Raw genomic sequence first — 24,401 nt, forward strand, 5'->3', positions numbered from 1 at the left:
GGCCGGGATTTTTTCGCCTCAACTCTTTTGTTTCATCGAAGCAAGTAATACTATTGCTTCATGGAAGCAAATAAAGAGCAGATGCGGGCGCTGGCCCGGACCACGCAGCGCTTCGCGGAGGCCATGCGGCAGGGCATTGCGCGCACCTACGATCCGGTGCGGGTCGGGGTGCTGAACCTGGCCGCCGAGCACGGGCCGCTGCGGGCGGGGGAGATCGCGGTGCGGCTGGACGCGCTGCCGTCGTCGGTGACCCGGCACGTGCGGATCCTGGTCGACTCCGGATTGGTGACGGCCACACCGGATCCGGCCGATCGGCGGGCGGTGCTGGTGGAGGCGACCGCAGCCGGGCGCGCCGAGCTGGCCGATTTCCAGCGGGTGGGGGACGAGGTCTTCGGCGCGGTCATCGCCGACTGGTCCGCCGAGGACGTCGTCGCCCTCACCGGTCTGCTGGACCGGATGGTCGAGGCATGGCTGACACGCGGCGTCGACCAGCAGGAACGCGTCCATCACCCGGCCCGCTTCGTGTGGAGCCGGAGCTGACTCGGGGAGGACATTGTCATGGCTACCAACGAACCTCTGCACGTCCTGATCGCCGGTGGCGGCATCGGCGGGCTGGCGCTGGCCAACGGGCTGCGTCGGGCCGGGGTCCGCGTCACGGTCCTCGAGCGCGATCGGCATCGCATCGATCGGTTGCAGGGCTTTCGCATTCACATCGATCCGCGGGGCAGCGGGGCGCTGCGGGAACTGCTGGCGCCCGAACTGTTCTCGGCCTTCGTCGCCGCGGCGGGCAAGGGCGGCAACGGATTCGGATTCGTCACCGAGCAGATGCGCGAACTGACGCGGGTCCGGATGGCGGAGCAGGGCCACTACGGCGTCAGCAGGATCACGCTGCGACAGATTCTGCTGGCCGAGCTCGGCGATATCGTCCGGTTCGACAGCATGGTGGTGGGTTTCGAGCGGCGCGGCGACGGGACGGTGGCGGCGCACCTCGCCGACGGCGATGCGGTGGTGGGCGATGTGCTCGTCGGCGCGGACGGCGGCGGCTCCCGGGTGCGGGCGCAGTATCTGCCGCATGCGCGGCGGGTCGAGACCGGAATCGTCGCCGTCGCCGGGAAATACGCGCTGACCGACGAGGCGCGGGCTCGGCTCGATCCGCGGCTGGTGGCGTCGCCGCTGAGCGTGCTGCCGCCCAGCGGGTGTGGAATGTTCGTCGCCCCACACGAATTCGATCCACCCGAGCTTCCCGGTGGGGTGGGCGGCAATGACGGTGCGGCGCAACGGTATCCGGGGCTGCTGTTCGACAACACGCAGCCGTATGTGTTCTGGGCGTATGCGGCGCGGCGCGAGCGCTACGGCGTCGATCTCGAATCGTTCGATCCGGCCGGGCTGCACCGGCTGGTCGGTGAGCTGACCGCGGGCTGGGCGCCGGAGCTGCGGCGGCTGATCGGCGAGTCCGATCCGGAGACCACCACGCTGCTGCCGATCCGGACCTCGGTGCCGATCGAGCCGTGGTCGGCCACGACGGTGACGCTGCTCGGCGACGCGATCCACAGCATGACGCCGTTCCGGGGGATCGGCGCGAACGTGGCCCTGCGCGACGCACAATCGCTGTGCCGCAGGCTGATTGCCGCCGACCGGCGGGAGCAGGGGCTGGTGGCGGCGATCGGCGACTACGAGCGGGAGATGATCGACTACGGTTTCGCCGCCGTGCGGTCCTCGCTCGCCGCGGCCGAACAGGCGGTGTCGGACAGTCGATTCGGGCGCGAGGCCGGGAAGCTGTTCTTCCGCACGGTCAATGCGGTTCCGGCGGTCAAGCGGCGGGTGTTCGCGGAGTTCGGGACCTCCTGAGCTCAGGGGCGGGGCAGCGTGGCAAGGAAATCCCTGGTGGCGGTGAGTAATCCGGGACGATCGTCGTAGTGCACGAAGTGGCCGCAGGCGGGGAATTCGACCAGGGTGGTCGCGGGGCGACGGGCGGCCATGGCGCGGGCCAGCGCGGTGGGCAGCACGGTGCTGAGACCGCCGTGGATCAGCAGGGCCGGGCAGTCCGAGCCCAGCCAGTCCGGCCACCAGTCGCCGATCAGATCCCGCTGGGACGCCATCATATCGGCGGGGTCGAACGGGAAACGCCAACCGTTGCCGTCGAATTCGGTGTTGTCGAGGAAGTAGTCGGCGACCGGTGCGCCGAAGCCGGTGACGACCGCGGCCAGTTCCTCGCGCCTCGCCGCCCGGCGCGGCCAGCCGCTCACGTCCAGGACGGGCGGCCCGACCTCGGGACCGCCCACCACGGCGGCCGCGTCCTCCAACACCAGCGCGCGGACCAGCCCGGGATGCCGGGCGGCCAGCCGGTAGGCCACGATGCCGCCCATCGAATGCCCGTACACCACAACCGGCCCGAGCCCGAGATGACGCAGGAATGCGGCGGCATCGGCCACGTAGTCGTCCGGATCGAACGGCCCCCCGGCCGCGGTCCGGCCGTGCCCGCGCTGATCGAGCGCGATCACCCGATATTCCGGAGCCAGCGCCTCGCCCAGAAACCCGAACATCCGCCCCCGCCCGAAATGCCCGTGCAACGCGAGCACCGGAACCCCCGCCTGCGGCCCGAAGTCCACATACCCGAAGCGACGACCATCCAACAACACATCGAGTTCGGCAGGCATTCGGCCGAATGTAGTCCGGACCTCGGCCCCGCACAATGTATTTCCCGGCGCGCTCACTCTTTGTGGTCCCGGCGAGCTTGCCCTTTGTGGTCCCGGCGAGCTTGCCCTTTGTGGTCCCGGCGAGCTTGCCCTTTGTGGTCCCGGCGAGCTTGCCCTTTGTGGTCCCGGCGAGCTTACCCTTTGTGGTCCCGGCGTGCTTTTGGCCGGGACCTCCAGAGATTCCGGCCAAAAGCATGCCGGAATCAAGGCGCGCTTGCCGGAATGGCGTTTATCACCGCGAAAGCCCCTGGGCCGGTGGGGGATCGGTGCAGTAGCGTGCGGGTATGGGGTTTTCGGTGGAGCGGTTCGATCATATTGTGCTCAACTGTCGGGATGTGGCGGCTACCGCGGCGTGGTATGAGCGGGTGCTGGGGATGCGGGTGGAGACGTTCGGCCCGGCCGGGCGTACGGCGCTGGCCTTCGGGCAGCAGAAGATGAATCTGCGGCCGCTGGGCGCGCTGGATTCCGACCCGAACTGGGTGACCGGGGCGGTGGAGGCCGCCGGGTCCGAGGACCTGTGCTTCATCACGACCGCGACGCCCGAGCAGGTGCGCGACCATTTGACCGCGTGCGGGGTGGAGATCATCAACGGGCCGGTCACCAAGGTGGGCGCGCTCGGCGAGATGACCTCGCACTACTGCCGCGACCTGGACGGCAACCTGGTCGAGATCGCGGTGTATCCGAGCGAGTGATCCGATAATCGCCGTCGATGTCTCCCGGAGCACCCTGCGCAAGGTCGGCCTGCGCCTGGTGCCGTTTCTCGGGCTGCTCTATTTCGTGAACTATCTGGATCGGGTGAACATCGGGTTCGCCGGACCCAGCGGAATGAAGACCGACCTCGGCCTCAGCGAGACCGTCTTCGGATTCGCCTCGGGCATCTTCTTTCTCGGTTATCTGGTGCTGGAGGTGCCCAGCAATCTGGCGCTGCACCGGTTCGGGGCGCGGCGCTGGCTGGCGCGCATCATGCTCACCTGGGGCGTGCTCGCGACGGCCATGGCCTTCGTGCCCAACCCGACGATGCTGATCGTGCTGCGGTTCGCGCTCGGCGTGGCCGAGGCCGGATTCTTCCCCGGCATCCTGCTGTATCTGACGTACTGGTTCCCGCAGGCGCACCGGGCGCGGGTGGTGGCGCTGTTCATGACGGCGGTGCCGATCTCCACGGCGGTCGGATCGACGTTGTCCAGCTTGGTTATTCGCTACGGCGACGGCGTCTTCGGTTTGCGCGGTTGGCGTTTCATGTTCCTGGTCGAGGGCATTCCGGCGCTGCTGCTGGCCGCGCTCACCTGGTGGTATCTCACCGACCGGCCCGAGCGGGCGCGGTGGCTGGCACCGGCCGAACGGGCATGGCTGGCAGCCGAACTCGACCGCGAGCGGGCCGAGCGGGAGCGCGGCGAGCGCTGGACGGTGCGCAAGGCGCTGACCCATCCGCGCATACTCGGGCTGGCCCTGATCTACGGCGGCATCGCCTACGGGCTGTATGCGCTCGGCTTCTTCCTGCCGACCATCATCGCGGGATTCCAGCAGCAGTACGGGGTGAACTACTCGATCGTGCAGCGCGGAGCGATCACCGCGGTGCCGTATCTGATCGGCGCGGTCGCGATGGTGTGGTGGGGGCGGCACGGCGACCGCACGGGCGAGCGGCGCTGGCATGTCGCGCTGCCCTCGGTGCTGGGCGGGCTGGCCATTCCGATCGCGCTGTATCTGGGCGACCCGCTCGCGGCCATGATCGCGGTGACCGTGTGCGCGATCGGCGTGCTGGCCGCCCTGCCCACCTTCTGGGCGCTGCCGAGCACCTTCCTGTCCGGGGCCGCGGCGGCGGGCGGGATCGCGCTGATCAATTCCCTCGGCAATATCAGCGGATTCGCCGCACCCTACGTGACCGGCTGGCTGCGCGACCTGACCGGATCGCAGCGCGCGGGCCTGTGGGTGGTCGGCATCTACCTGGTGCTCGCGGGACTGGGGGCGCTCGCGCTGCGCCCGCCACGGCGGGATACCTTCTCCGGCAACGGAATCTGATCACCGAAGTCGAAGGGATCCCGATGGGTATTCGCTATCAGGTCGTCATCGATACGCCCGATCCGAACGAACTGGCGCGGTTCTGGGCGCAGGCGCTCGGATATGTGGTGGAGGACCACCGGCCACTGCTGGAACGAATGCTCGACGCGGGCGAGATCACGCCGGATCGTGTTGTGCGCGAGGACGATCGACTGTACTGGCTGGACTTCGCGGCCATCCGGGAACCGGCCGCTCCCGTGGACGAGACGACGGGGATCGCGCAGGGCGACCGAATCGTGTTCCAGCGCGTGCCCGAGCCGAAAACCGTCAAGAACCGCCTACACCTGGATGTCGAAGTGGGGCCGCAGCGACGGGAATCCGAGATCGCCCGCCTGGAAGCACTCGGGGCCCGGCGGCTCTACGACGGCGACCTGGGCGGTCCGTGGACCACGATGGCCGACCCGCACGGCAACGAATTCTGCGTCCAGTAGTCGCGCCGTTGCGGTCGTCGGTGCGGTGATCGGCGGGGAGCGGCCATCGGTTGGACAACCGGGGTTAACCCGGGGTGCCCAGGATAGGGCCTATGCCGGGTGTGCTGGATATGGCCGGGGTGGCGAGTGGTGGGCTGGCGCTGCTGTCCGCCCTGCTGTTCGCGCTGGCCGCGTCGTTGCAGCAGGGCAGTGCTCGGCGGGCCGCGCTCGAGGGGGCGGGTGGTGCGCGGTGGTTCGCCGTGGTGGGCATCGCGCGCACGCTGGTGACGAATCGGCGCTGGTTGCTCGGACAGGGCGCCAGCGCGACGGGGTTTCTGTGTCATGCGGCGGCGTTGCGGCTCGGGGCGCTGTCGATGGTGCAGGCGCTGCTGGTGGTGCAGTTGCTGTTCGCGCTGCCGTTCGCGGCCCGGCGGCGTCGGGAGCGGCTGCTGCGGCGGGACTGGATCGGCACGATCGCGGTGTGCGGCGGGCTGGTGCTGCTGGTCGCCCAGGGCGCGCCGCACGGCCCGGTGCGATCGGCGGCGCTGCCGTTCGCCGGTGGCGGGGTGGTCGTCGCGGTGATCGCGCTGGTGGTGGCGGCGCGGCTGACTCGCTCGCCGCAGCTGCGCGCCGCCCTGACCGCCCTGGCCTCCGGCTGCTGCGTCGCCACCACCGCCGTCCTGGTCGTCATCGCCACATCCGCCCTGCCGCACCCGAGTTGGGCCCTGCTCGGCATCCCCCTGTCCACCACCATCGGCGCGATCCTCACCCAGGAGGCCTTCGCCCGCGGCTCCCTCCCCACCGCCCTCACCACCATGACCATCACCGACCCGGTCCTCAGCTACACGGCCGGACTCACCCTCTTCGCCACCACGGTCCGCCCCGCTCTCCTCGCGCTCGCCCTCGCGGCCGCGCTGATCATCGGAGGTGTTGTCGTACTGGCGAATTCGCCCACCCTGCACGACGAAAGGCGATTGGCCTCGCCGGACGCCGCGGGCCATCGCCTCGAGGCCGATGCTTCTGCGTAATGACGGGGCTCTCCTGAGCGCGTCGGCAGAAGTACCGCTCGTCATTCCGATGGGCTTGAATTCGGTATCGGGCACCGGCTTTCAGGCGGAGCGGGTGATCGTGGTGTGCTCCGTATACAGGCTCAGTAACGCATCCACCGTGGTCGACCACGGAAAACGTTCTGCGGCGCGGCGGGCGGCGCGGCGGCGTTCGGGGGCGGGGATGGCCAGCAGGGCGCGGACGGCGGCGGCCAAGCCCTCGGGGGTGCCGTCGCAGTCGAGGCCCGAGCCGGGGCCGCCGAGTAGTTCGCGGGCGGCGCCGTCCTGCGGGACCACCACCGGTGTGCCGCAGGCCAGCGCCTCCAGCACCGCGAGGCCGAAAGTCTCGGCGGGGGAGGGACATACGGCGATATCGGCGGCGGCGATCGTGGTGGCCACGGTGTTCCGGTCCGCGAGGTGGCCGAGGAAGGTGACCGGTAGCCCGGCCGCGAACTGCCGCAGGCGTTCTCGCAGTGGTCCGTCGCCGACAATGGTCAGCTCGGCGGGGATTCCGTTGTCGCGCAACAGGCGCAGCGCCTCGATCGCGCGGCCCGGTCGCTTCTCCCGGGACAGGCGGCTCACCATGACCAGTCGCGCGGCGGCGGAATCGGCGGTGCCGCTGCCCGTTTCGGGGGCGGGTTCGTCGCGGCCGACCAGGCGCAGGGGAGCGGCCACGGTGTCGAGCGGGCGGAAGGTGTCCAGGTCGACGCCCAGGGGAATGCGGTGCACATTGCGCGCGCCGATGCGGGCGAATTCGTCGCGGGCGAATCCGGAGGTGACCACGATGCGGTGGGCGCGCGCGACCAGCCGTCGATTGGCCACGTCGGCGGCGGTATTGAGTGGGAAACCGGGCGGTACCCGCGAGCGGAGGATGGCGTCGATCCGCTCGTGCGAGAACAGCACCAGCGGCACCCCCGCCCGGCGCGCCCACGGCGCCAGCCACCGCACGCTCAGCTTGTCGCTGCATTCGATCACGTCCGGTCGCAGCCGTTCCAGCAGCGGGCGGGTGCGGCGGGCGGTCAGCACGTGATACCCGGCCGAGCCGAAGCGCGGGCCGCGCACCGTGATTCGGCGTCCGGCGGCGGTCGGCTCGTCGGCGTCGGTCAGCCCCGGCACCACCAGGACGCGGTCGTGCCCGGCCGCGAGGTAGCCGCGGCCGATCTCGTCGACACAGGTGCGCAGTCCGCCCGACGCCGGGGTGTAGAAGTTGGCGAGCTGCACGATCCGCATCAGCCGACCACCGCCCGGTCGGTCACGGCCTGCACACCCGCGCCGCCGATCACCTCCGCGTAGGTCATGGGGCGGGCGCCCGCGGTGAGGGCGGCGTCGATCGCGCGCAGCGCCGAGTCGCGCAGCCCCGGCCGGTGCAGATCGTCGGGATGCAGGGCGATGCGGACGAATCCGCCGCGCTCGGCGGTGCGGCGGGCCAGGGTGCGCATCAGCCACGCGGCCGCGCGCTCGCCCCGCCCGCCCGGCCGCTGCGACAGCGCGAACCCGGGCCAGCGGCGGCCGGTGCGCAGATCGCGCAGCCCGAAATGGTCTGTGGTGTGCGAGAATCCGGCCCGGCACAGCACCCGCTCGGCGGCCGGGGAGGCCAGCCAGCCCGGTGGGGTGAAGCCGCCGGTGGCCAGGCCCAGCTCGTCCATGATCGCGATCGCGCGGCGCAGCCGGGCCTCGGCGCCCGCGATATCGAGCGCCGCGAACTCCGCGGCCCCCCGGGCCACCAGCTGCGCCACCGCGCGCCGCCACAGCGCCCCTTCGCGGGGCGCGCGATGCTCCCAGCCGTGCAGGACGATCTCGTCGCCGTGCGCGCGTCGCTCGCGTAGGAACATCCCGTAATCGGGCATCTCCGCCAGACTCGCTCCCCGCCACGGGCCGGGAATCACCAACAGCGACACCGGGATACCGAATGCGTCGGCGTCACCACACCAGCGTGCGGTCTCGGCGTCGGTAGCCGGTGCAACATCATGAACACTCACCACCAGGCGTGCGGGCACGCGCGCAGGCTAGCAGCGTCCGGTTGCCGCAAGCTGAACATTTGGGGGTGTTGCCGGGCGGACGACTTACCGATGGGCGTCGAGCCAGCCGACCAGGTCGGTGAGGACGTCGTCCTGTTCCGGCTCGTTGAAGACCTCGTGATAGAGGCCGGGGTAGCGGTTGATGGTCAGGTCCTTGGTCGCGGCGTGGCGTGCTATGAGGTCGGTGCCGGTGGGGGAGGCGAGGGCGTCGGCGGTGCCGTGCAGGACCAGGGTGGGGACCGTGAGGTGGTCGAGTCGGTGGCGGACGGTGTCGGCGGTGTGCAGGATTTCGGTGGCGGTGCGGGCCGGGAGTTTGCCGCAGAAGACGAGGGGGTCGGTGTCGTAGGCGCGGACCACCTCCGGGTCTCGGCTGATCGCGGAGGAATCCAGTTGCAGCACACCGAGGTTCGGGGTCCATCGGCTCAGTGCGGGGGCCAGGAGGCGCTGGACGGGGTTGCCCGCCTCGATCACCAGCGGCGGGGCCGACACCGCGATCCCCGCGACGTCCAGCGGTCCGCGAGTGGCCAGGTGGAGGGTGATCAGGCTGCCCATGCTGTGCCCGACGACGAATCGCGGCACGCCCGGATGCCCGCCGGACGCCAGGTCGAGCACGGTCGCCACATTATCCGCCGCCCCGTCGATCGAGTCGATATTCCCCCGCACCCCACCCGACCGCCCGTGCCCGATGTGATCGAGCGCATAGGTGGCAAACCCATTGTCCGCCAGCCGCTTCCCCACATGCTCATACCGCCCCGAATGCTCCGCCACCCCGTGCACGAGCGCCACCACTCCCCGCACCTCCCCCTCCGGCACCCAAGCCCGCCAGAACACCCTCCCACCCCGCCCTCGAACCCACCGCTCGCACTCCGAGCCATAACGCCTCCGTTCCGGCCAGCCCCACCCGCGCCATTCTCCCGCGCCCATCCTCGCCGCCGCCGCATTGACGAGGGTCGGTGTGACGGTTCCGTCGTTCCGGCGCGCTCTTGGCCGGAATCGACTACGTCGTGAGGTGGTCCAGCAGGTGGGTGTTGAAGGCTATGAGGCGGGCGTAGTTGGTGCGGGAGAGGCGTTCGTCGGTGCCGTGGATTCGGGACAGGTCGGATTCGGTGAGGAGGATGGGGGCGAAGTTGCAGCGGGTGGTGGCCAGGTCGGTGTAGTGGCGGGAGTCGGTGGCGCCGGGGACTATGCCGGTGGTGATGAGGGTGTCGGGGAGCAGGGTGTGGGTGATGTCGGCGATCAGGTCGAAGGCGGGGCCGGGGGTGGTGATCTGGGAGGGCTCCGAGGACAGGCCGACCAGGTCGATGGTGACGGCCGGGTCGCGGACCACGCGGCGGCAGTGGGCGAGGACGTCGTGGACCGAATCGCCGGGCAGGATGCGGAAATTCACCATGGCCTCGGCCTGCTGGGGCAGGACATTGGCCTTCACTCCGCCGTGGATGATGGTGGGGGCGGTGGTGGTGCGCACCATGGCCTCGGTCTGCGGCTGGGAGGCCATGATGCGGGCGACCGCGGGCCCCGCCAGCGGCAGCAGGCCCAGCGCGGTGCGGCGCGGTTCGGGCATGGCGGGGCGCAGCCGGGTGAGCATGTCCGCGATCAGCGGCGTCATGCGCAGCGGCATCGGATGGTCCTGCAGGCGCGCCACCGCCCGCGCGATGCGCCCGACCGCGGTCTGGCGGCCGGGCATGGAGGAGTGTCCGCCGGGATCGGTGACCGCCAATCGCACGGTGGCCCAGCCCTTCTCGCCGAGCGCGATGGTCGCGATCGGTTGGCGCATGCCGTGCGCGAGCCCGGTGGTCACCACCCCGCCCTCGTCGAGCAGCAGATCCGCGCGCACCCCGAGTTCCCGCAGCCGCGCGGCCATCCGGGTGGCGCCCTCGGTGCCGAAGACCTCCTCGTCGTGTCCGAAGGCCAGGAAGATGGTGCGGCGCGGGCGTTTTCCCGCCGCCAGCGTCGCCTCGACCGCCTCCAGGATCGCCAGCACCCGGCTCTTGTCGTCGATCGCGCCGCGGCCCCAGACGAATTCGTCGTCGACCACGCCCGCGAAGGGCGGATGCGTCCAGCGGCGCTCGTCGTCGACGGGCACGACGTCCAGGTGCGCCAGCAGGATCGCCGCCGGGCCCGGTTCGGCGCCCTCCCAGCGATACAGGCGGCTGTGCCCGAAGCGCTCCAGCGCCAGCCGCGCGTGCACCAGCGGGAAGGACCGCTCCAGATGCTCGGCGAGCCGGTCGAATTCGCGCTCGTCGTCGGCGGCCTCGTCGGTCGAGACGGTGACGCAGCGCAGCGCGGCGGCCAGCCGCTCGGCGGTGGGGTCGTCGACGCCGGTCGCGGCGTGGGTGGCGGTCATCGGCTGTCGCGCCGGTCGGGGAACGGAACTGTCACGCTGGCATTGTTCAGCACATCCGCGCCGAGGGCGACGGTCTTCTCGGCGCGCCACTTGGTAATGCTGTCGGTGACCGCCCCCGGCCGGTCCGGATGCCGCACCTCGGTCAGCAGCGGCAGCCGCACCGACCCGTCGGTCACCCGCACCCGCGCCGCGGCCGGGGCGTGCGACCAGACATCGTCGACGACGTCGGTGACCCGCGCCCCGATCCGATGCCCGGCCGGGATCGGCCAGTCCTGCGCCAGCAGGCGCACCTGCGCGGTGGCGGCGACGGGGGCGATGCCCCGGGTGATGACGGTGGCCCGCCCGTCCGGCGCGATATCGTACAGCTCGACGGCCACCGTCGCCGCGGCGGGCCCGTCCAGATGCAGTGTCGCGGTGGGGATTCCGGCCAGATGCTGATCGCGCGGCAGCGGTTGCGAGACGGACCAGAACTCACGATCCGGTCCCGGCAGCAGGCCGCGATCGGTGTAGGCGCCGGGTCGCAGCGGCATGGTGATCCGCACGGAATCGGCGGGCGGCCAGGCGTTCTCGCCCCGCCACTGCCCGTCGAACTGCCCCACCGTGATCCGCGGCCCCGGCACCTGTACATCGCGCCCCGCCACGTGCCGGTCGAAGAACGCCAGCAGTTCGGTATCGAATTGCGGTGTGCCGCAGGCGTCATGGCAGGTGCGGTGCCCCCACTGCCCGAACCACGCCCGATGCTCCCCGGGCCCGAGCGAATTCCACAGGTCGAACACCCGATAGGGGCGGGTGTTGTAGTCCACGAAGCCCTGGCCCAGGAACAGCGGAATGGTGTTGCCGCGCACCCGATCCACCAGATCGCGATCGCGCCAGAACGGCGTGGACCCGTCGTGATTCATGATCCCGGACAGATACGGCGGCGCGCACTCGGCCGGATTACGCGCCGCGTCGGCCTGATACTCCGGCGGATCGGCCGGATGCGCGGGCGTCGCCGAGATCAGCAGATGCTCGAACCCGGCCAGATCCGAGGGCCGAATGCCGTTCTCGGTCACCGGCTTTCCGGAGAATTTCCACGAGATGCCCTGCATGTACAGATAGGAGTAGGGATCGATGACCGGTTCGAACGCCGCCACCGCCGCCAGGCCCTGCGGCCTGTCGGCCAGGCCCATGATCCCGGTCCACGCCTCGTAGGAGGTGCCGAACAACCCCACCCGCCCGGTCGACCACGGTTGCCGGGCCGCCCATTCCACCGCGGTGCGCACATCCGAGCGCTCGCCCGGCCCGCCGAAGTCCGGGCAGCCGCTGGAGCCGCCGAACCCGCGCAGATCGACGATCACATAGGTGTACCCGGCCCGCAGGAACATGTCGACCTGGAGGTTCTCCGTGGACGGCCCGCCCAGCGGCCGCGGATTGCTCAGATACGCCAGATGCGCGCGGTACGGGCTGACGGTCATCACCACCGGCGTGCGCACATCGTCGGAAAGCCCTGCGGGGCGCAGGATGTCGGCGTGCAGCCGGGTGCCGTCCGGCGCGGTGAGAAATTCTTGCCGATACTGATACGGCACGCTGGGCGCGGCCACGGCGGCGGCCGGGGTCAGCAGCCCGAGCACCAGCAGCAGCCCGCCGAGGGCACGCGTGATCATCGTCCGAAGCACCATAGGACTATCGAGTCTGCCTGGACGTGGGTCCAGCCCCCGGAACCGGGGTCGGTGTCACACCGGCCGCAGGTCGATCATCCTGCGCAAGCGCGCCCGGTCGCGTTCCAGGCGGCGGGCCTCGTAGGCGATCGGGAAGTAGCGCAGCCGCTCCGGCAGCAGCGGCACGGCGCGGCCGATGGTCCAGCCCAGCGCGCGCAGGGTGACTTCGTCGGCGGCCGACCAGCGCAGGCCGAGCTTGCGGCGCACGGGTTCCGGCGTGGTGCCGACGGTGAAGAAGTACTGCAACCGGCCCACCGGGGCCGCCGCGACCCGCCACAGCGGGGCGAGCGGGCGCGGCAGGAAGGCCGGTGGCGCGATCGTGCGGATCACGCGCAGGTAGTCGTAGGCCACGGCGGTGGGCCGCAGCCGGTTCTCCACGATGTCGGCGAAGTACCGCTCCCAGTCGGCGTAGGTCGGCGGAATCTCCTTGGACGCCACCGAGAAATTCCGCATGAGCTGCACGATCTCCGCGTAGTACTGCTCCTTGTCCGCCTCGGTGAGCGGGGTACGGGTGAAGTACCGATTGCCCTCGGTGTAGGCGAACATGCCGGTGTGCAGCACCCAGGCCCACGGCCCGGCCGTCAGCGCGGCATGCCGCACCCCGCGCTCGTCGACCGTCTGCAGCCGAGCGTGCATGGCCCGCAGCCGATCGGCCTCCGCCAGCGCCTCGTCCCCGGCGTAGATCCACATCATCACCGAGGCGATGCTGCGCGCCGCCCGCCCGAGCGGGTCGGTCCGGAACGTCGAATGCTCGTCCACCACCGCGGCGATCGTCGGCTCCATCGTCTGCAGCAGAAACGCGGACCCCGCGGTGAGGGAGAAGGTGATCAACCCGAGTTCCTCCCACACCCGATGGCCGGGCCCGAACGGCCGCCGCGGCGGCAGATCGATATTCGCGATCCGAGCGGACGTCATGGGATCTCCTTTGATCGCACGAGGTTATGAGAGGCTGATGCGTTAATCTTCTCATTATATCGAGCGAGTGACAAGGCTTCCCCGGACCTCGAGCGGCCGAGCCGGTTGTGGCTCTAACGGATGCTGCCCGGCGGCGTCGAGGGGGATGGTTGACAATTTTCCGTCAAGACGGGGGCCGGGGCTTGCCCGGGGATATCGCCGTTGGGTCTGATGGAGGCATGGCCGACTCGCGCACGATGATTCGTGCATCGCTGGGGACCCGCGGGGTCCTCGAGGGGTCGGCGTGCTGCCCGGAACCGGCGCCGACTTCGTTGGAGCGCTTCGGTTTCGGCGGTGAGGACGAGCCGCCGTCGTGCGGCTCGCCGCGTATCTGACGGTCGAGCCCGATCGAATTCCGTTCCGCTGAGCGCGGTTCGGGCTCGGCGTCCGTTCATTCCCACTGATCCGCAGGACGGTGCCGCCGCGGGTGTACGCGCGCGGCCGGACGGTCCTGCCCCTTTCCCATGGAGGGCCGATGCCCGATTTCGTTTCCCGTACCGCGCTCGTCACCGGCGCCAGCACCGGCCTGGGGTTCGCGCTGGCCCGCCGCCTGGTCGACGACGGCGCGACCGTCATCCTGCACGCACCCGACCGGGAGTCCGGTGAGCGGGCGCTGGAGGAGCTGACCAAGGACGGGGCCGAGCCGCTGCGCCTGCGGCTGGTGGTCGCCGATTTCACCCGGATGAGCGAGGTGTTCTCGCTCGCAGGCGAACTGGCCCGCACCGCGGGGTCGCTGGACCTGCTGGTCAACAATGCCGCCATCGCCGGACCGGAGCGGCGCACCCGCACCGAGGACGGTCACGAGGTGACGCTGCAGGTGAATTACCTTGCGCCCTATGTGATCACCCGCGCGCTCACCGATGCGCTGACCGCCGCGCACGGCCGCGTCGTGAACATCGCCTCGGCGCTGCACCGCGGCGGCAGCATCGCGTGGAACGACCTGGACCGCAGGCAGGGCTACTACCTGCCGCTGCCGGTCTACGCGCAGTCCAAGCTGGCGCTGGCGATGTTCACCCGCACCCTCGCCGAGACCGCGCACGGCGCGTTCGGCGCGGTCAGCGTCGACCCGGGCAATGTCAAGACCGCCATGCTGAAGGTCTACGGCCAGGTGGGCCGCCCCGCGGCCGAGGTCGCCGCGGAAATCGCCACGCTGTGCGATCCCGCGCATCCGGTGACCGACGGCGGGTACTACGTGCGACTCGAATCGGTCGCGCCCGGCGCGCTGGTCGAGAACGCGAGCATTCGCGCCCGGCTGGCCAAACTCAGCGCCCGACTCACCGAAATCCACTGAACCACACCGAATCACAGATCCACGATAAGGAGAAGATCGTCATGTCCAAGCGTGCCGACAAGAAGCGGGCCCGGCGCAGGAAGAAGGCGAATCACGGCAAGCGGCCCGGCGCCTAGCCTCGCGCGCCCCGGCGTCCCGCCTACGGGTGGGACGCCGGAAATGTCCACCGGGCAGGATAATCCGGCTGTCACGCCCGTTCGACGGCGTATGATCGGCCCCGTCGATATGAGGGCTTCGGGGGACGGATGGGCGATTCGGTGACCGCGGAATGGGATGAATTCGAAGTGATGCTCGCCCGCTGCCTGTCGGAATTGCCCTCGCGAGTCACCTTGATCATCGCCGCGCCCGGTAACCGCTACGTGCAATTCTTGCAGTACGACATCCGGCTGACCGTCGAATTGACCGGGAATCACTATCTGTCCGAGCCCATGGGCGCGGCCGCCGAGCAACTGCTGCGCCGACACGGATGGACCGCCCCGGTCATGGCGCACGAGATCGAGAACTGGCATCGCACGCTGTTCTGGCCGATCACCCGGCGCGGCATGCTCGAGCTGGCCCGCGCGGTCGCCGTCGGGCTGCGCGACGCGCTCGGCGTCGGGTCGCCGTCGGAGTTACGGGCCATGGGGTGGACCCAGGCGTCCGGTGATCTCGATCTGAGCGTGCTCGGCACGATGGCGCGGCGGCGCGTGATCTGATCGTCGCCGAATCGATTCCGTAAGAAGCCCTTTCGCCCAACGGATTTCACGAAATATTGACGCTCGCCGCGGTCGATCGGTGGAAGAATGGATCTTCCTGCCGAAATCGAGAGGGGAGTGTGATGAGATATTTCCGCCGCGCCGAGCACCGCGCCTTCCTGCCCACCCTGCGTGACTATGCCCGCCGCTCGTTGGTCCGTCACACGCTCACCCCCCAGGAGCGCGCGAATCTGGCGGCGGGCCGCCGTCCGGCCGCGGTGTACTGCGCGTCGCTCGGCTGTCACCCGGATTTCTAGCGGCGTCGTCGGTCCGTCAGCCGACCAGATTCCGTCGTAGTTTCAGGATCGTTCCCGGATCCAGGCCCAGGCCCTGGGTAAGGAATTTCCCGAATTCACCGTAGGTCTGCTGCACCTGTTGCAGCGCCGTGTCCAGATAGGTTTCGCGTACCTCCTGGAGCGGAATGAGCAGATCCGGGTCCTGCATCAGACCGGCTCGCTTCACCTGATCGCGCAGTTGCGCGTCGGCGGCCGCGCGGTACCGATTGGACAGCAGATAGTCCTGGCGCGCGGTCTGTTCCGGCACGCCGACCGCGCGCAGCGTGACATAGGTCAGCCAGCCGGTGCGATCCTTGCCCGCGGTGCAGTGGTACAGGGTGGGCCCGTCCGTGTTCGCGAGATCGCGAATGGTCGCACCGAATTTCGCCCGCGAATCGTCGGACAGGAAACTGCGGTACACATTCGCCATGATCCGCTCGGCCCCACCGTCGCCCAATACCTGCTGTTGCCGCTGCGGGTCCGCCGACCGAATCACCTGCATCATCTGGAGATACAGTCCGGTGTCATCGATCGGCCGCGCCACCAGCGGCACCCCGGGCGGCAATTTATCCGCCCCCATGGCCTGAATCTCGGCCCGGGTGCGCAGGTCGACCACCGTTTGCAGATTCAGCCCGGCCAATGTCCGCACGTCGCCGGGCGTGAGATTGTTCAGCGCATCCGCGCGAACGACCTTGCCGGACCGGACCTGTGCGCCGTCGTAGGTGCGATAGCCGCCGATATCGCGCACATTCACCGCGCCCTGCAACTCGATCCGGGTGACGGCGGGCGCATTCGCGTCGGGGGCGGCCGAGGCCGAGGTCGCCGTCGGCACGGAGGCCGTCAGGGCGGCAGCGATCAGGGAAATAAGAATAAACTTCATGCTCGGCGAGGGTAAGTCCGTGGGCGAGGTGCGCGGCGACTTTCCGGCTCATCTCGCGGCTTCCGACTCGCTGACCGGGATGGTTCGCGCGGCCACCGGGATTCGGGTTTGTGCACGGCGAATCCGCTGTCCCGGTGGATGTTTCAATGTTCAAGATATACGCGGATGTGAACACACAATGCCGGTTGTAGCTTGAATGTGCGGAGCGCCCAGCGGGATTCGACCGGTGCTCCAGCGATTCCCCTGTGGCCGACGAGATTCGAGTGGGGTCTGTCGCCGAGACGACCCCCGGGCGACACCTTCGGTTAGCGCGATGGCCAGGTCCGGGCGGTGTGCTGGCGGTCCGGGCCCCGGCGGCCGGCCGGGGCGAACTGTCGAGCTCGGAGGTTCAACCATGCGCCACACCGTTATTCGACGCTGCGCCCTCGCCGTCGCGGCGGCCGCCGCCACCCTGGTCACCGCGGCCCTGCCCGCGCACGCGGCGACGGCGTTCTCGCTGGTCGTATTTCCCGATCAGGACCGTTCCACCGTCTACGATTTCATCAATTCGGCGGGGCGGTCGATCGATATGACCATGTACGAGCTCCGCGACAGCACCGCGGTCGACGACCTGGTGGCCAAGCAGCAGGCGGGCGTCGCGGTCCGCGTGATTCTGGACCGCACCAGGCAATCGGTGAACGACGCGGCCTACACCGCGCTGTCGAATGCGGGGGCCGGGGTGACCTGGTCCTCCTCGGATTTCGTGTTCACCCATCAGAAGACGCTCACGGTGGACGGCGAGAAATCACTGATCATGTCCGGGAATCTGGACGATCACTACTACGCCAACGACCGCGATTACGGCGTCTACGACTCCGATTCGGCCGATGTGGGCGCCATCGAGCACGTCTTCGCCGCCGACTTCGCGCAGAACTCGATCTCGCCCACCGACGGCGACGACCTGGTGTGGTCGCCGACCGACGCGCAGGACCGGCTGCTCGGCCTGATCAACGGGGCCCAGCGCAGCCTGGACGTGGAGGAACTCGAATTCGGTGACGCCGCACTGGTGGACGCCCTGGCCGCCGCCGCGCAGCGCGGAGTGGCGGTGCGCGTGGTCGGCATGAACCCGAGCTCGTACGGCAGCCAGTTCGACGAGGTGAAATCCGCGGGCGGACAGATCGTCACCTACTCCGCGAGCGGTGGCCTATACGTCCACGCCAAGGCCATCGTCGCCGACAACGGCACCTCGTCGGCGAAGGTGTTCGTGGGGTCGGAGAACTTCTCGGACAACTCGCTGAACAAGAACCGCGAGCTGGGATTGATCATTGGGGATTCGGGTGTCGTGAGCGGGGTCGAGCAGACCATCGACACCGACTTCACCAATGGGACGCCTTACTGAGACGATCCCGGCCAAAAGCATGCCGGGAACATGAGGTGAGGCGCGTGCCGGGACGGTGAGCCGAAACCCCTGGGCCCCAGCCGAATTCGGCTGGGGCCCTACTTCGGCTTACACGTCGTAGTACAGCTCGAATTACGTCCTGGGCTTTTGCGATTGATGGATTGTGATGGCTCAGGGCGTCTACCTGCATGTTCGATGATTGGCGGCGTTGGTGGACGGTGGTCCAAGTAAGAGGCGCTGCGGACGAACTGCGGACGAAACTGGGCCTGGTGCCCGGAGGATAGGTTGTCTATCCGACCCTCCTGACTACTCTCCCCCGCCTTCCTCATACTGGCCATCCCTCAGCGGAAGACGGATGGGTCAAGGATGCCGTAGGCACCGCGTAGCGGACACCGAAGGTGGTCCTTGATGCGTCCGGCTGGAGCGAGACAATCGGGCCATGAGGAAGGTGGGGGAACTCCCGACCGGACCACTGCCAGCAGGAAAACGGATGGATCGACGGACCGAAACCGCCCCGGCCGAATCCCAGCCGGGAATGTCGTCGGAGTCGAGCACTTGGTGTGTGAGGTCGAATGCCAGATCGGCTATCAGGAGCTCCGGTGCGATGCGCGGGCCGCGACGCGCCCGACGCTCCGGTGGGCCGGAGCGAAGCGGAGGCCCTTGCCGCAGTGCGGCCGGTTGCGTGGCGCGGCGCGCGCAGCGCGCCGCCTTGACTCTATATAGCTAAATTCGGCAAAGAGCTTGCACGCGAAGGGCGTTGAGTACGAGAGTCGGGAACGGCTGGGACTTCCGCCCGAAGGTTAGGCGAACGGAGAATCTCAGCCGTTGGTATGACTGGACGGGGGTTAGTGGCGAGAGTGACCCAAGGCTGTCGACAATGCCTTGCCGTCCTGCTCGAGCTCTTCGCCCGAGATGGCAGGCTCGGAACCATCCAGCGGCAAAAGTGGAAAGGGTCGGCCTGGTGCTGGGTCTTCGACATATCGCGGAAGCATATGAGTGTGTAGATGAGGGAGGCTGTTTCCGAGCGTCTCGTAGTTCATCTTCAGCGGCTGGTAGTAGTCCGTCAGGGCTGCTCCAACGGTCATAACGGCGTGCCAATACTCCAAAGCTTCCGATTCGGAGAGCTCGAATGGTTCGTTGACGTGTCGACCGCGCCAGATGACCAGGGTGTAACCTCGCTGCACATTGGCACGCTGGAGAATGGCGTCTACGTGTTCGGAGCGGAATATCCGAATACCATGGCGATCATTATCGGGGCGGCTCGAATTACACATTTCGCAGCCGATTCCGCTGGTCAGGTCATCCCAATTGGATGGCCAACTAAGGTTGCTCATGTCGGATATCACCTTCAGACCACTCGTAGGCAAATTCATGTCGATCACCTGCGTATATGTCATGCGCCGCTTGAAGTGTTCGACCTTGAGAATTGTAGTCCACATCCCACATGTGAACGACTGGAACGCCCGCTGGAAGCTGTAAGAGATCAGCTTCTTCGGGTGTGGGCATTCGTGCCTGAAATACTTCCACGCCGCGGTAGAAGTCATGACCTAGCGACTCGATAAGTTCATCCGGACCTTCCGGGAGAGGCTCCGGAGACTCAAGTCGTGTTCCCGCTGCGACCCAGAGCGGATAGTAGCTTGTTGACAATACGGCTGGTTGATCATCCAGCAACTGGAGACGTTTCCGAATTACAACTTCGTCTCCAGGTGAGATTTGGAGCCATTGTGCAGCTTCGGCCGGTATCTCGATGCGTCCGATATGGAGCATTCGCCGAGATGGAACCTGGCCTTGTTCGATCGCCATGGTATCGAAAATCGGCTTTCCGGACTGGCGGTGCTCGGCATGTCGGCGGGCGGCCGAGACACGGCGTATTGCTGGTCGTTTACGAACGAAAGTTCCACGCCCGAACTGGCTTTCGAGAAGACCTTCGGAACGAAGAAGGTCGATTGCCTTGTTCGCGGTGCTCTTCGAAGTCCGGTAGTGCTCGACGAGCTCCCGCTCAGACGGCAGCAACGATCCTGGTTGGCGCTCCCCCGACAGGATGGAGTTCCGCAGGTCCGCTGCGATCCGCCTACTGAGCGGTTGCTTATCCGTCGTCAATGCATCCACCTCCTGTCTACCAGGGTAGTGCAGCCACCCTAGAGAAGTCTCCTCAGGGAAGATTCCGCCAGTCTCTTGACAACCTCCCCAGGGAGGGTCATTGTTAGAGATGACCCTAGGGAGGTCGCCCCAGGGAAGTTGAGATCGGGAGGTCATCATGCAGGCGCTTCAGCTTCAGGGGATGGGCGACGTGGTCCGTCCGGCTCGGCTCAATGCGGCGGGTTGGTGCATGTGGTGCCTGGAGCGCGGTTGCTCCAAGGTGCGGTGCATCCAGTCGCACGAGCGGTCGGCGTGGGCGGTGTGCCCGGTGTGTGATGGCACCGAGTGGAGTGATCCGGCTACCGCGACTCGGTGCACGAACTGCATGTACGGCGTGGTCGAGATCGATGCTCCCTGCCTGTCGGTGGTGCGGTGATCATGGCTGAGGTACTCGCGCCTGCGGGCTGGATGGCTCCGGATCGGGAACTGCTGCTCAGTGTCCGGCAATCGATGGGTTTGGGCCGCAAGGCTTTCGCTGAATGCCTCAACGACGTCATCGGCCCGGTGGAGTATCCGGCGGTGCCCGTGTCGTGGCATGCGGTGCACGTGTGGGAGACGGCCGTTCGACCGCCTGCCTACGTCGTGGATGCGGCCCTGATGGCGCTCCGCGGTTCTCGTCCGGTGGTGGACCTGGATGTCCTGGAGGTCGCGGCATGAACTCCGGGACGGTCCTGAAATGGTTTCTCGGGCAACGGCATTGGCAGTCCTACCAGTCGTTCCGGCGGGAGTGGGACAAGGCTGCGGCGACGGTGGATGCGTCGCTGACGGCTCCGGGGGAGCGGACGTTGCGTCGTTGGAAGTCCGGCGGCATTCATGTTCCGCATGCGGAACGGTGCCGGGTCCTGGAGTCGATGTTTCCGGGCTACACCGCTGATCAATTGTTCGCCCCGCTGCCCAAGCGGAAGCCTCGTGCGCGCCGCTGCGAGTGCCGGGGTCAGATGACTCTCTTCGAGGTGATGGCATGAATTCCGGCACCGTGATCGCCCTGCCCTCCCGGCAGGATGCCGACGTGGTCCGCCCGCCCCGGCTGACGTTCGCGGGCCGCTGCGTCTATTGCGGCGCTATCGACTGTGCTGACGCGAATTGCATTGCCCTGCACGAGATTTCCGAATGGGCGGTGTGCGGGCATTGTCACGGCACGGGGGAAGGCTTCCGGTCGGAGTCCAAGGGCTGCACGTGCGCGTTCGGGCTGGCGCTGGTGGCACCGGAGATCGAGCGCCGCCGCAACCTGCCCGGTACCGGGCTGCACCAGATCGACGAGGGGCACTGGTCGTCCTACAACCACATCACCTACGGCGTGCCCGTGGTCCGTGAGGGCTTCACCGTGCGTGCCGGGAAGGCGGCGGCATGACCGAGACGAACGTGGTGGACCTGGACGAGACCAGGGCGAAGCGGGAGACGGCGGCGGATCGGCGATCGCAACCGAACCTTGCCGGGATCGCTGAGGCGCTGGCGGACAAGTACGGCACGTGCCGTCGCCCGTTGGTGATGTACGCCTACGACCCGTCGACGGGGGACTCGAAATATGTTGGCGCACCGTGTAAATCAACCCAGGAGTGCCAGTGCCCGGGATGCGCCGCCCGGGCCTTGCGTTTGCGGCAGCAGCAATGCCGTGAGGGCTGGCACATTGAGGAGGAACCCGTGAATCCGAAACCCGAACCGACCGAGCGGCAGATAGAGCTGTTCGCGGCGCGTGCTCAGATGCAGGTCGATTACGACCAGGCGAAAGACGCTGGCGACAGTGAGGCCATGGACGGTATTCGGGAGGTGGTGCACGACCTTGATGCAGAGCTCCGCTCGACCGGGGTCCGGGGCCGTCTCCCGGGATTGGATCCGCAACCTACGACCAAGCGCCAGCGCAGTACCAAGCGTCGCCAGGATGCCGCCGACCTGCCGCGTAAGAAGGTCGCTCGCTCGACCATCGGCCGCCAGTTCGCGGGCAAATACAGGCCCTCGATGTTCATGACGTTGACCCTGCCCAGCTACGGCAAGGTCTACGCCCATGGTCATCCGGACGCAGGTGCGCCGATCAACCCAGAGACCTACGACTACCGGCGGGCGGCCCGTGACATCGTCCATGCGCCGGCACTTTTCGATCGGTTCATGCAGAACTACCGGCGTGCGGTCGGCTACGACGTGCAGTACTTCGCCACCGTGGAACCCCAGAAACGCGGTGCCCCTCATTGGCATGTCGCGGCCCGGGGCACCGCGGAGAAGGAATTGATTCGGCAAGTGGTGGCAGGCACCTATCACCAGGTGTGGTGGCCCAACTTCGACCACGAGGAATACAGCGACGGGCACATGCCGACCTGGGATTACCACGCCAAGACCTTCGTCGATTCCGATACCGGGCATCCGTTGCCGGGCTGGGACGAGGTGATGGAGCTGATCGACAGCGTGGACGAGTACGAGCCTGCGCACGTGGTCCGGCTCGGTAGTCAGGTCGATGCTCAGGGCGTGCTCGGCGGTACCGAGGAGGCGGGGCAGAAGGTTGGCTACCTGACCAAGTACCTGACCAAGTCCATCGGCGAGATCGTGGAAGCCGATACCGCCCGGCTGGCGCGGCATTACGACCGCTTGCACGAGGAGCTGTGCAAGACGCCGTGCTCGCCCAAGTGCGGCGTGTGGCTGCGTTACGGCATTGTTCCGAAGGGCGCCACCGAGAAGATGGTTCCGGGCCGCTGCAAGGGCAAGGCCCATCGTCGCGAGACCTTGGGAATGCGGGGCCGTCGGGTCCTGGTGTCGCGCAGGTGGACCGGGAAGACGCTGGCGGACCATCAGGCCGATCGGGTGGATTTTGTGCGCGAGATGCTCAGGGAGGCAGGCATTTCCCGCCCTGACGATCGGGATCGGTGGGTGGTGCGGCCGTCGGATCCGGGTGACCCGAACAAGCCGCCCCGGGAACACCTGATCATGAACGATGTCACGACCAGGCTGGCGTGGCGCTACGAGTACGACAAGGCCAGATTGTTCGAACCACCTACGCCGCAAGGTGATTCGGCAAACCAGGATGCGGCATAGGGGGAATCATGATCGAGGAAGAGACGTACCTGCGGGCGACGCAGTTGGAAGCACTGACCGGGATTCCGGCGGCAACCTGGCGGTGGTGGGCGTATGTCGGTGATCCGACCAAGCCGCCCAGCTTCAAGCTCTCGGCTCGTCGGCGCGTGTGGAAGAAAACCGCCGTGCTGGCTTGGCTGGCGGATCAGGAACGCGTGGGCCTGGAGCTGGAGGCACAGCGTCGCCGGATGGTGGCCTGATGGCTGGGATCCGGAATCGGCGCGGTGGTGTCGAAGATCGCTGGCATAAGACCGTGACCAAGGTCGATTCGGACGGCACCAGGAAACAGGAGAAGGTGCCTTCGGCGAACTACGGGTGCGCGAAGCGGTGGCGTGCCCGTTACGTCGATGATTTCGGCAATGAGCACGTCCAGGGCTTCCGTCGAAAGACTGATGCTGAGCAGTGGCTCACGAATCAGATGTCGACGCTGGTGCAGGGTACGCATGTGGCTCCGCGTGATGCCGCGATCACAGTGCAGCAATGGTGTGATCAGTGGATTCTGGGCTACGAGATTCATCGCAAAGGCACCGTGCGCGAGGCCAAGACACACATCAAACGGATTACCTCGGAATTCGGCAAAGTGCAGCTCTCGGCGGTGCGGCCGTCCTCGGTGAAGGCGTGGGTTGCCAAGCTGAAAAAGGAAGGGCTGAAGCCGAGCTACGTCTACGCCCTGCACGCTCGGCTGTCGCAGATCATGACCGATGCGTGGCATGAGGGACTGATCGCGCGAAATCCGTGCTCGCGCAAGACATCTCCGCCGATGGGTAAACAGAAACCCTACATCGCAACCACTGAGCAAGTTTGCCAATTGCATGCTGCGTTCCCGAAACACATGCAGGCGGCGGTACTGCTCGGAGCGTTCGCGGGCCTGCGAGTCGCGGAAGTGGCAGCACTGCGAGTGGATGACATCGACTTCATGCGCGGCGTGATTCATCCGAAACAGCAGTGGCCGAACGAGCCGCTGAAATCGGAGACCAGCGAAACACCGATCCCGATCCCGCGTGAGCTGACGCTGCTGCTGTCGGCATCGAAACAGCGCTGGCCACACGAGAACATGATCACCAATGGGGAAGCGGGGCCGTGTCCACCGTGGCAGATCGAACGGGCGTTGCGGGACCTTCGTGAGAATGGCGAATTAGCCAGTCTCCCAGAGGAATTCAGCTTCCATGACCTGCGGCACTACTTCGCGTCGCTGCTGATCTCCAAGAAGGCGGACGTGAAGACCGTGCAGGCCCGGCTACGTCACGCATCGGCCCGGACCACCTTGGACACCTACGGACATTTGTGGCCGGACGCAGACGAGTCCACCCGAACCGCCATCGGTGAAGTGATCGCGGAACGGATGGACTCGCTGATCGCTACTGCGGACGAACTGCGGACGGAAGATCGTGTAAAGGCAGTGCGCCGCAGGTCAGAGGGCTAAG

Annotated in this window: 28 protein-coding genes; 18 read left to right on the top strand and 10 right to left on the bottom strand. The window is 67.7% G+C overall.

The window, feature by feature from the left end; genetic code table 11:
• The first annotated feature begins 60 nt into the window (after positions 1–60).
• Together HPY32_RS07735 and HPY32_RS07740 are read left to right on the top strand one after the other, a co-directional pair.
• Entirely contained in the window at positions 61–540 is a 480-nt protein-coding gene (locus HPY32_RS07735; RefSeq protein WP_067591966.1) for a MarR family winged helix-turn-helix transcriptional regulator, read from the top strand.
• A gap of 18 nt (positions 541–558) precedes the next feature.
• Positions 559–1,848 (top strand): FAD-dependent oxidoreductase, encoded by a 1,290-nt coding sequence (locus HPY32_RS07740; RefSeq protein ID WP_067591964.1) that lies wholly within the window; start codon positions 559–561, stop codon positions 1,846–1,848.
• A gap of 2 nt (positions 1,849–1,850) precedes the next feature.
• Here HPY32_RS07740 and HPY32_RS07745 read toward each other — a convergent pair whose 3' ends face one another.
• Positions 1,851–2,657 carry an alpha/beta fold hydrolase gene (locus HPY32_RS07745; RefSeq protein ID WP_067591962.1) on the bottom strand — a complete coding sequence of 269 codons (807 nt, stop codon included), beginning with the start codon at positions 2,655–2,657 and terminating at the stop codon, positions 1,851–1,853.
• A gap of 323 nt (positions 2,658–2,980) precedes the next feature.
• On the opposite strand from HPY32_RS07745, the gene HPY32_RS07750 reads away from it, so the two are divergent.
• The 4 genes from HPY32_RS07750 (at position 2,981) to HPY32_RS07765 (ending at position 6,189) form a co-directional block, all read left to right on the top strand.
• Complete coding sequence (locus HPY32_RS07750) at positions 2,981–3,388, top strand: VOC family protein (protein WP_067591959.1); 408 nt, start codon at positions 2,981–2,983, stop codon at positions 3,386–3,388.
• A 49-nt stretch (positions 3,389–3,437) separates the two neighbouring features.
• Positions 3,438–4,712 (top strand): MFS transporter, encoded by a 1,275-nt coding sequence (locus HPY32_RS07755; protein ID WP_373686621.1) that lies wholly within the window; start codon positions 3,438–3,440, stop codon positions 4,710–4,712.
• A gap of 23 nt (positions 4,713–4,735) precedes the next feature.
• Entirely contained in the window at positions 4,736–5,182 is a 447-nt protein-coding gene (locus HPY32_RS07760; protein ID WP_067591953.1) for a VOC family protein, read from the top strand.
• Between the two features lie 92 nt (positions 5,183–5,274).
• Complete coding sequence (locus HPY32_RS07765; RefSeq protein ID WP_156674609.1) at positions 5,275–6,189, top strand: DMT family transporter; 915 nt, start codon at positions 5,275–5,277, stop codon at positions 6,187–6,189.
• Positions 6,190–6,270: 81 nt separating this feature from the next.
• Here HPY32_RS07765 and HPY32_RS07770 read toward each other — a convergent pair whose 3' ends face one another.
• From HPY32_RS07770 to HPY32_RS07795, 6 genes are all read right to left on the bottom strand, one after another.
• Entirely contained in the window at positions 6,271–7,437 is a 1,167-nt protein-coding gene (locus tag HPY32_RS07770; RefSeq protein WP_067591950.1) for a glycosyltransferase, read from the bottom strand.
• A complete protein-coding gene (locus HPY32_RS07775; protein WP_067591947.1) occupies positions 7,437–8,204 on the bottom strand; it encodes a DUF2334 domain-containing protein in 768 nt (255 codons plus the stop codon). The genes HPY32_RS07770 and HPY32_RS07775 overlap by 1 nt, the downstream gene beginning before the upstream one ends.
• A 66-nt stretch (positions 8,205–8,270) precedes the next feature.
• Positions 8,271–9,056, bottom strand: coding sequence for an alpha/beta hydrolase (locus HPY32_RS07780; RefSeq protein ID WP_309247507.1), 786 nt, complete (start codon positions 9,054–9,056; stop codon positions 8,271–8,273).
• 166 nt (positions 9,057–9,222) lie between these two features.
• Entirely contained in the window at positions 9,223–10,569 is a 1,347-nt protein-coding gene (locus tag HPY32_RS07785; RefSeq protein ID WP_067591944.1) for a M20/M25/M40 family metallo-hydrolase, read from the bottom strand.
• Positions 10,566–12,212 carry a CocE/NonD family hydrolase gene (locus HPY32_RS07790; protein ID WP_253949544.1) on the bottom strand — a complete coding sequence of 549 codons (1,647 nt, stop codon included), beginning with the start codon at positions 12,210–12,212 and terminating at the stop codon, positions 10,566–10,568. The genes HPY32_RS07785 and HPY32_RS07790 overlap by 4 nt, the downstream gene beginning before the upstream one ends.
• A 69-nt stretch (positions 12,213–12,281) precedes the next feature.
• Complete coding sequence (locus tag HPY32_RS07795) at positions 12,282–13,181, bottom strand: oxygenase MpaB family protein (protein WP_067591938.1); 900 nt, start codon at positions 13,179–13,181, stop codon at positions 12,282–12,284.
• 514 nt (positions 13,182–13,695) lie between these two features.
• Between HPY32_RS07795 and HPY32_RS07800 the strand changes: the two genes are divergently transcribed.
• The 4 genes from HPY32_RS07800 to HPY32_RS07810 all read left to right on the top strand — a co-directional run bounded on the left by HPY32_RS07800 (position 13,696) and on the right by HPY32_RS07810 (position 15,502).
• A complete protein-coding gene (locus HPY32_RS07800; RefSeq protein WP_067591934.1) occupies positions 13,696–14,511 on the top strand; it encodes an SDR family NAD(P)-dependent oxidoreductase in 816 nt (271 codons plus the stop codon).
• A 41-nt stretch (positions 14,512–14,552) separates the two neighbouring features.
• A complete protein-coding gene (locus HPY32_RS46500; protein WP_373686622.1) occupies positions 14,553–14,627 on the top strand; it encodes a 50S ribosomal protein bL37 in 75 nt (24 codons plus the stop codon).
• A gap of 141 nt (positions 14,628–14,768) precedes the next feature.
• Positions 14,769–15,206: a TY-Chap domain-containing protein gene (locus HPY32_RS07805; RefSeq protein WP_156674608.1), complete on the top strand. Its 438-nt coding sequence runs from the start codon at positions 14,769–14,771 to the stop codon at positions 15,204–15,206.
• 122 nt (positions 15,207–15,328) lie between these two features.
• On the top strand, positions 15,329–15,502 hold the full coding sequence (locus HPY32_RS07810; RefSeq protein WP_156674607.1) for a hypothetical protein: 174 nt from the start codon (positions 15,329–15,331) through the stop codon (positions 15,500–15,502).
• A gap of 16 nt (positions 15,503–15,518) precedes the next feature.
• On the opposite strand, the gene HPY32_RS07815 is transcribed toward HPY32_RS07810, so the two are convergent.
• Complete coding sequence (locus tag HPY32_RS07815) at positions 15,519–16,400, bottom strand: tyrosine-protein phosphatase (protein ID WP_067591927.1); 882 nt, start codon at positions 16,398–16,400, stop codon at positions 15,519–15,521.
• A 394-nt stretch (positions 16,401–16,794) separates the two neighbouring features.
• Between HPY32_RS07815 and HPY32_RS07820 the strand changes: the two genes are divergently transcribed.
• Complete coding sequence (locus HPY32_RS07820; RefSeq protein ID WP_067591924.1) at positions 16,795–17,778, top strand: phospholipase D-like domain-containing protein; 984 nt, start codon at positions 16,795–16,797, stop codon at positions 17,776–17,778.
• Between the two features lie 845 nt (positions 17,779–18,623).
• Here HPY32_RS07820 and HPY32_RS07825 read toward each other — a convergent pair.
• Together HPY32_RS07825 and HPY32_RS46505 are read right to left on the bottom strand one after the other, a co-directional pair.
• A complete protein-coding gene (locus HPY32_RS07825; RefSeq protein WP_082871265.1) occupies positions 18,624–19,217 on the bottom strand; it encodes an HIT family protein in 594 nt (197 codons plus the stop codon).
• Positions 19,099–20,037 carry a GntR family transcriptional regulator gene (locus HPY32_RS46505; RefSeq protein ID WP_082871266.1) on the bottom strand — a complete coding sequence of 313 codons (939 nt, stop codon included), beginning with the start codon at positions 20,035–20,037 and terminating at the stop codon, positions 19,099–19,101. The genes HPY32_RS07825 and HPY32_RS46505 overlap by 119 nt, the downstream gene beginning before the upstream one ends.
• Here HPY32_RS46505 and HPY32_RS07835 point away from each other — a divergent pair.
• The 7 genes from HPY32_RS07835 to HPY32_RS07865 are packed head-to-tail and all read left to right on the top strand — an operon-like array spanning position 20,036 to position 24,400.
• Complete coding sequence (locus HPY32_RS07835; RefSeq protein WP_067586764.1) at positions 20,036–20,293, top strand: hypothetical protein; 258 nt, start codon at positions 20,036–20,038, stop codon at positions 20,291–20,293. The genes HPY32_RS46505 and HPY32_RS07835 overlap by 2 nt on opposite strands.
• Positions 20,294–20,295: 2 nt before the next feature.
• The gene (locus tag HPY32_RS07840) at positions 20,296–20,574 is read left to right on the top strand and encodes a hypothetical protein (protein WP_156674384.1); all 279 of its coding nucleotides are present in this window, start codon (positions 20,296–20,298) and stop codon (positions 20,572–20,574) included.
• Positions 20,571–20,882: a hypothetical protein gene (locus HPY32_RS07845; RefSeq protein WP_067586770.1), complete on the top strand. Its 312-nt coding sequence runs from the start codon at positions 20,571–20,573 to the stop codon at positions 20,880–20,882. The genes HPY32_RS07840 and HPY32_RS07845 overlap by 4 nt, the downstream gene beginning before the upstream one ends.
• On the top strand, positions 20,879–21,268 hold the full coding sequence (locus HPY32_RS07850) for a hypothetical protein (protein WP_067586773.1): 390 nt from the start codon (positions 20,879–20,881) through the stop codon (positions 21,266–21,268). The genes HPY32_RS07845 and HPY32_RS07850 overlap by 4 nt, the downstream gene beginning before the upstream one ends.
• Complete coding sequence (locus HPY32_RS07855; protein ID WP_067586775.1) at positions 21,265–22,938, top strand: replication initiator; 1,674 nt, start codon at positions 21,265–21,267, stop codon at positions 22,936–22,938. The genes HPY32_RS07850 and HPY32_RS07855 overlap by 4 nt, the downstream gene beginning before the upstream one ends.
• An 8-nt stretch (positions 22,939–22,946) precedes the next feature.
• Positions 22,947–23,177 carry a helix-turn-helix transcriptional regulator gene (locus HPY32_RS07860; RefSeq protein WP_216675889.1) on the top strand — a complete coding sequence of 77 codons (231 nt, stop codon included), beginning with the start codon at positions 22,947–22,949 and terminating at the stop codon, positions 23,175–23,177.
• A gap of 53 nt (positions 23,178–23,230) precedes the next feature.
• On the top strand, positions 23,231–24,400 hold the full coding sequence (locus HPY32_RS07865) for a tyrosine-type recombinase/integrase (RefSeq protein WP_231951604.1): 1,170 nt from the start codon (positions 23,231–23,233) through the stop codon (positions 24,398–24,400).
• Position 24,401 lies beyond the last annotated feature (1 nt).

It is taken from the genome of Nocardia terpenica (assembly GCF_013186535.1).
GTDB lineage: Bacteria > Actinomycetota > Actinomycetes > Mycobacteriales > Mycobacteriaceae > Nocardia > Nocardia terpenica.

Bases quoted from the DNA above. Each gene is read 5' to 3' on its own strand.
- HPY32_RS07735 (WP_067591966.1), top strand. From the start codon at position 61: ATGGAAGCAAATAAAGAGCAGATGCGGGCGCTGGCCCGGACCACGCAG.
- HPY32_RS07740 (WP_067591964.1), top strand. From the start codon at position 559: ATGGCTACCAACGAACCTCTGCACGTCCTGATCGCCGGTGGCGGCATC.
- HPY32_RS07745 (WP_067591962.1), bottom strand. From the start codon at position 2,657: ATGCCTGCCGAACTCGATGTGTTGTTGGATGGTCGTCGCTTCGGGTAT.
- HPY32_RS07750 (WP_067591959.1), top strand. From the start codon at position 2,981: ATGGGGTTTTCGGTGGAGCGGTTCGATCATATTGTGCTCAACTGTCGG.
- HPY32_RS07760 (WP_067591953.1), top strand. From the start codon at position 4,736: ATGGGTATTCGCTATCAGGTCGTCATCGATACGCCCGATCCGAACGAA.
- HPY32_RS07765 (WP_156674609.1), top strand. From the start codon at position 5,275: ATGCCGGGTGTGCTGGATATGGCCGGGGTGGCGAGTGGTGGGCTGGCG.
- HPY32_RS07770 (WP_067591950.1), bottom strand. From the start codon at position 7,437: ATGCGGATCGTGCAGCTCGCCAACTTCTACACCCCGGCGTCGGGCGGA.
- HPY32_RS07785 (WP_067591944.1), bottom strand. From the start codon at position 10,569: ATGACCGCCACCCACGCCGCGACCGGCGTCGACGACCCCACCGCCGAG.
- HPY32_RS07790 (WP_253949544.1), bottom strand. From the start codon at position 12,212: ATGATCACGCGTGCCCTCGGCGGGCTGCTGCTGGTGCTCGGGCTGCTG.
- HPY32_RS07795 (WP_067591938.1), bottom strand. From the start codon at position 13,181: ATGACGTCCGCTCGGATCGCGAATATCGATCTGCCGCCGCGGCGGCCG.
- HPY32_RS07800 (WP_067591934.1), top strand. From the start codon at position 13,696: ATGCCCGATTTCGTTTCCCGTACCGCGCTCGTCACCGGCGCCAGCACC.
- HPY32_RS07810 (WP_156674607.1), top strand. From the start codon at position 15,329: ATGAGATATTTCCGCCGCGCCGAGCACCGCGCCTTCCTGCCCACCCTG.
- HPY32_RS07815 (WP_067591927.1), bottom strand. From the start codon at position 16,400: ATGAAGTTTATTCTTATTTCCCTGATCGCTGCCGCCCTGACGGCCTCC.
- HPY32_RS07820 (WP_067591924.1), top strand. From the start codon at position 16,795: ATGCGCCACACCGTTATTCGACGCTGCGCCCTCGCCGTCGCGGCGGCC.
- HPY32_RS07825 (WP_082871265.1), bottom strand. From the start codon at position 19,217: ATGTGGACTACAATTCTCAAGGTCGAACACTTCAAGCGGCGCATGACA.
- HPY32_RS07835 (WP_067586764.1), top strand. From the start codon at position 20,036: ATGCAGGCGCTTCAGCTTCAGGGGATGGGCGACGTGGTCCGTCCGGCT.
- HPY32_RS46505 (WP_082871266.1), bottom strand. From the start codon at position 20,037: ATGATGACCTCCCGATCTCAACTTCCCTGGGGCGACCTCCCTAGGGTC.
- HPY32_RS07840 (WP_156674384.1), top strand. From the start codon at position 20,296: ATGGCTGAGGTACTCGCGCCTGCGGGCTGGATGGCTCCGGATCGGGAA.
- HPY32_RS07845 (WP_067586770.1), top strand. From the start codon at position 20,571: ATGAACTCCGGGACGGTCCTGAAATGGTTTCTCGGGCAACGGCATTGG.
- HPY32_RS07850 (WP_067586773.1), top strand. From the start codon at position 20,879: ATGAATTCCGGCACCGTGATCGCCCTGCCCTCCCGGCAGGATGCCGAC.
- HPY32_RS07855 (WP_067586775.1), top strand. From the start codon at position 21,265: ATGACCGAGACGAACGTGGTGGACCTGGACGAGACCAGGGCGAAGCGG.
- HPY32_RS07860 (WP_216675889.1), top strand. From the start codon at position 22,947: ATGATCGAGGAAGAGACGTACCTGCGGGCGACGCAGTTGGAAGCACTG.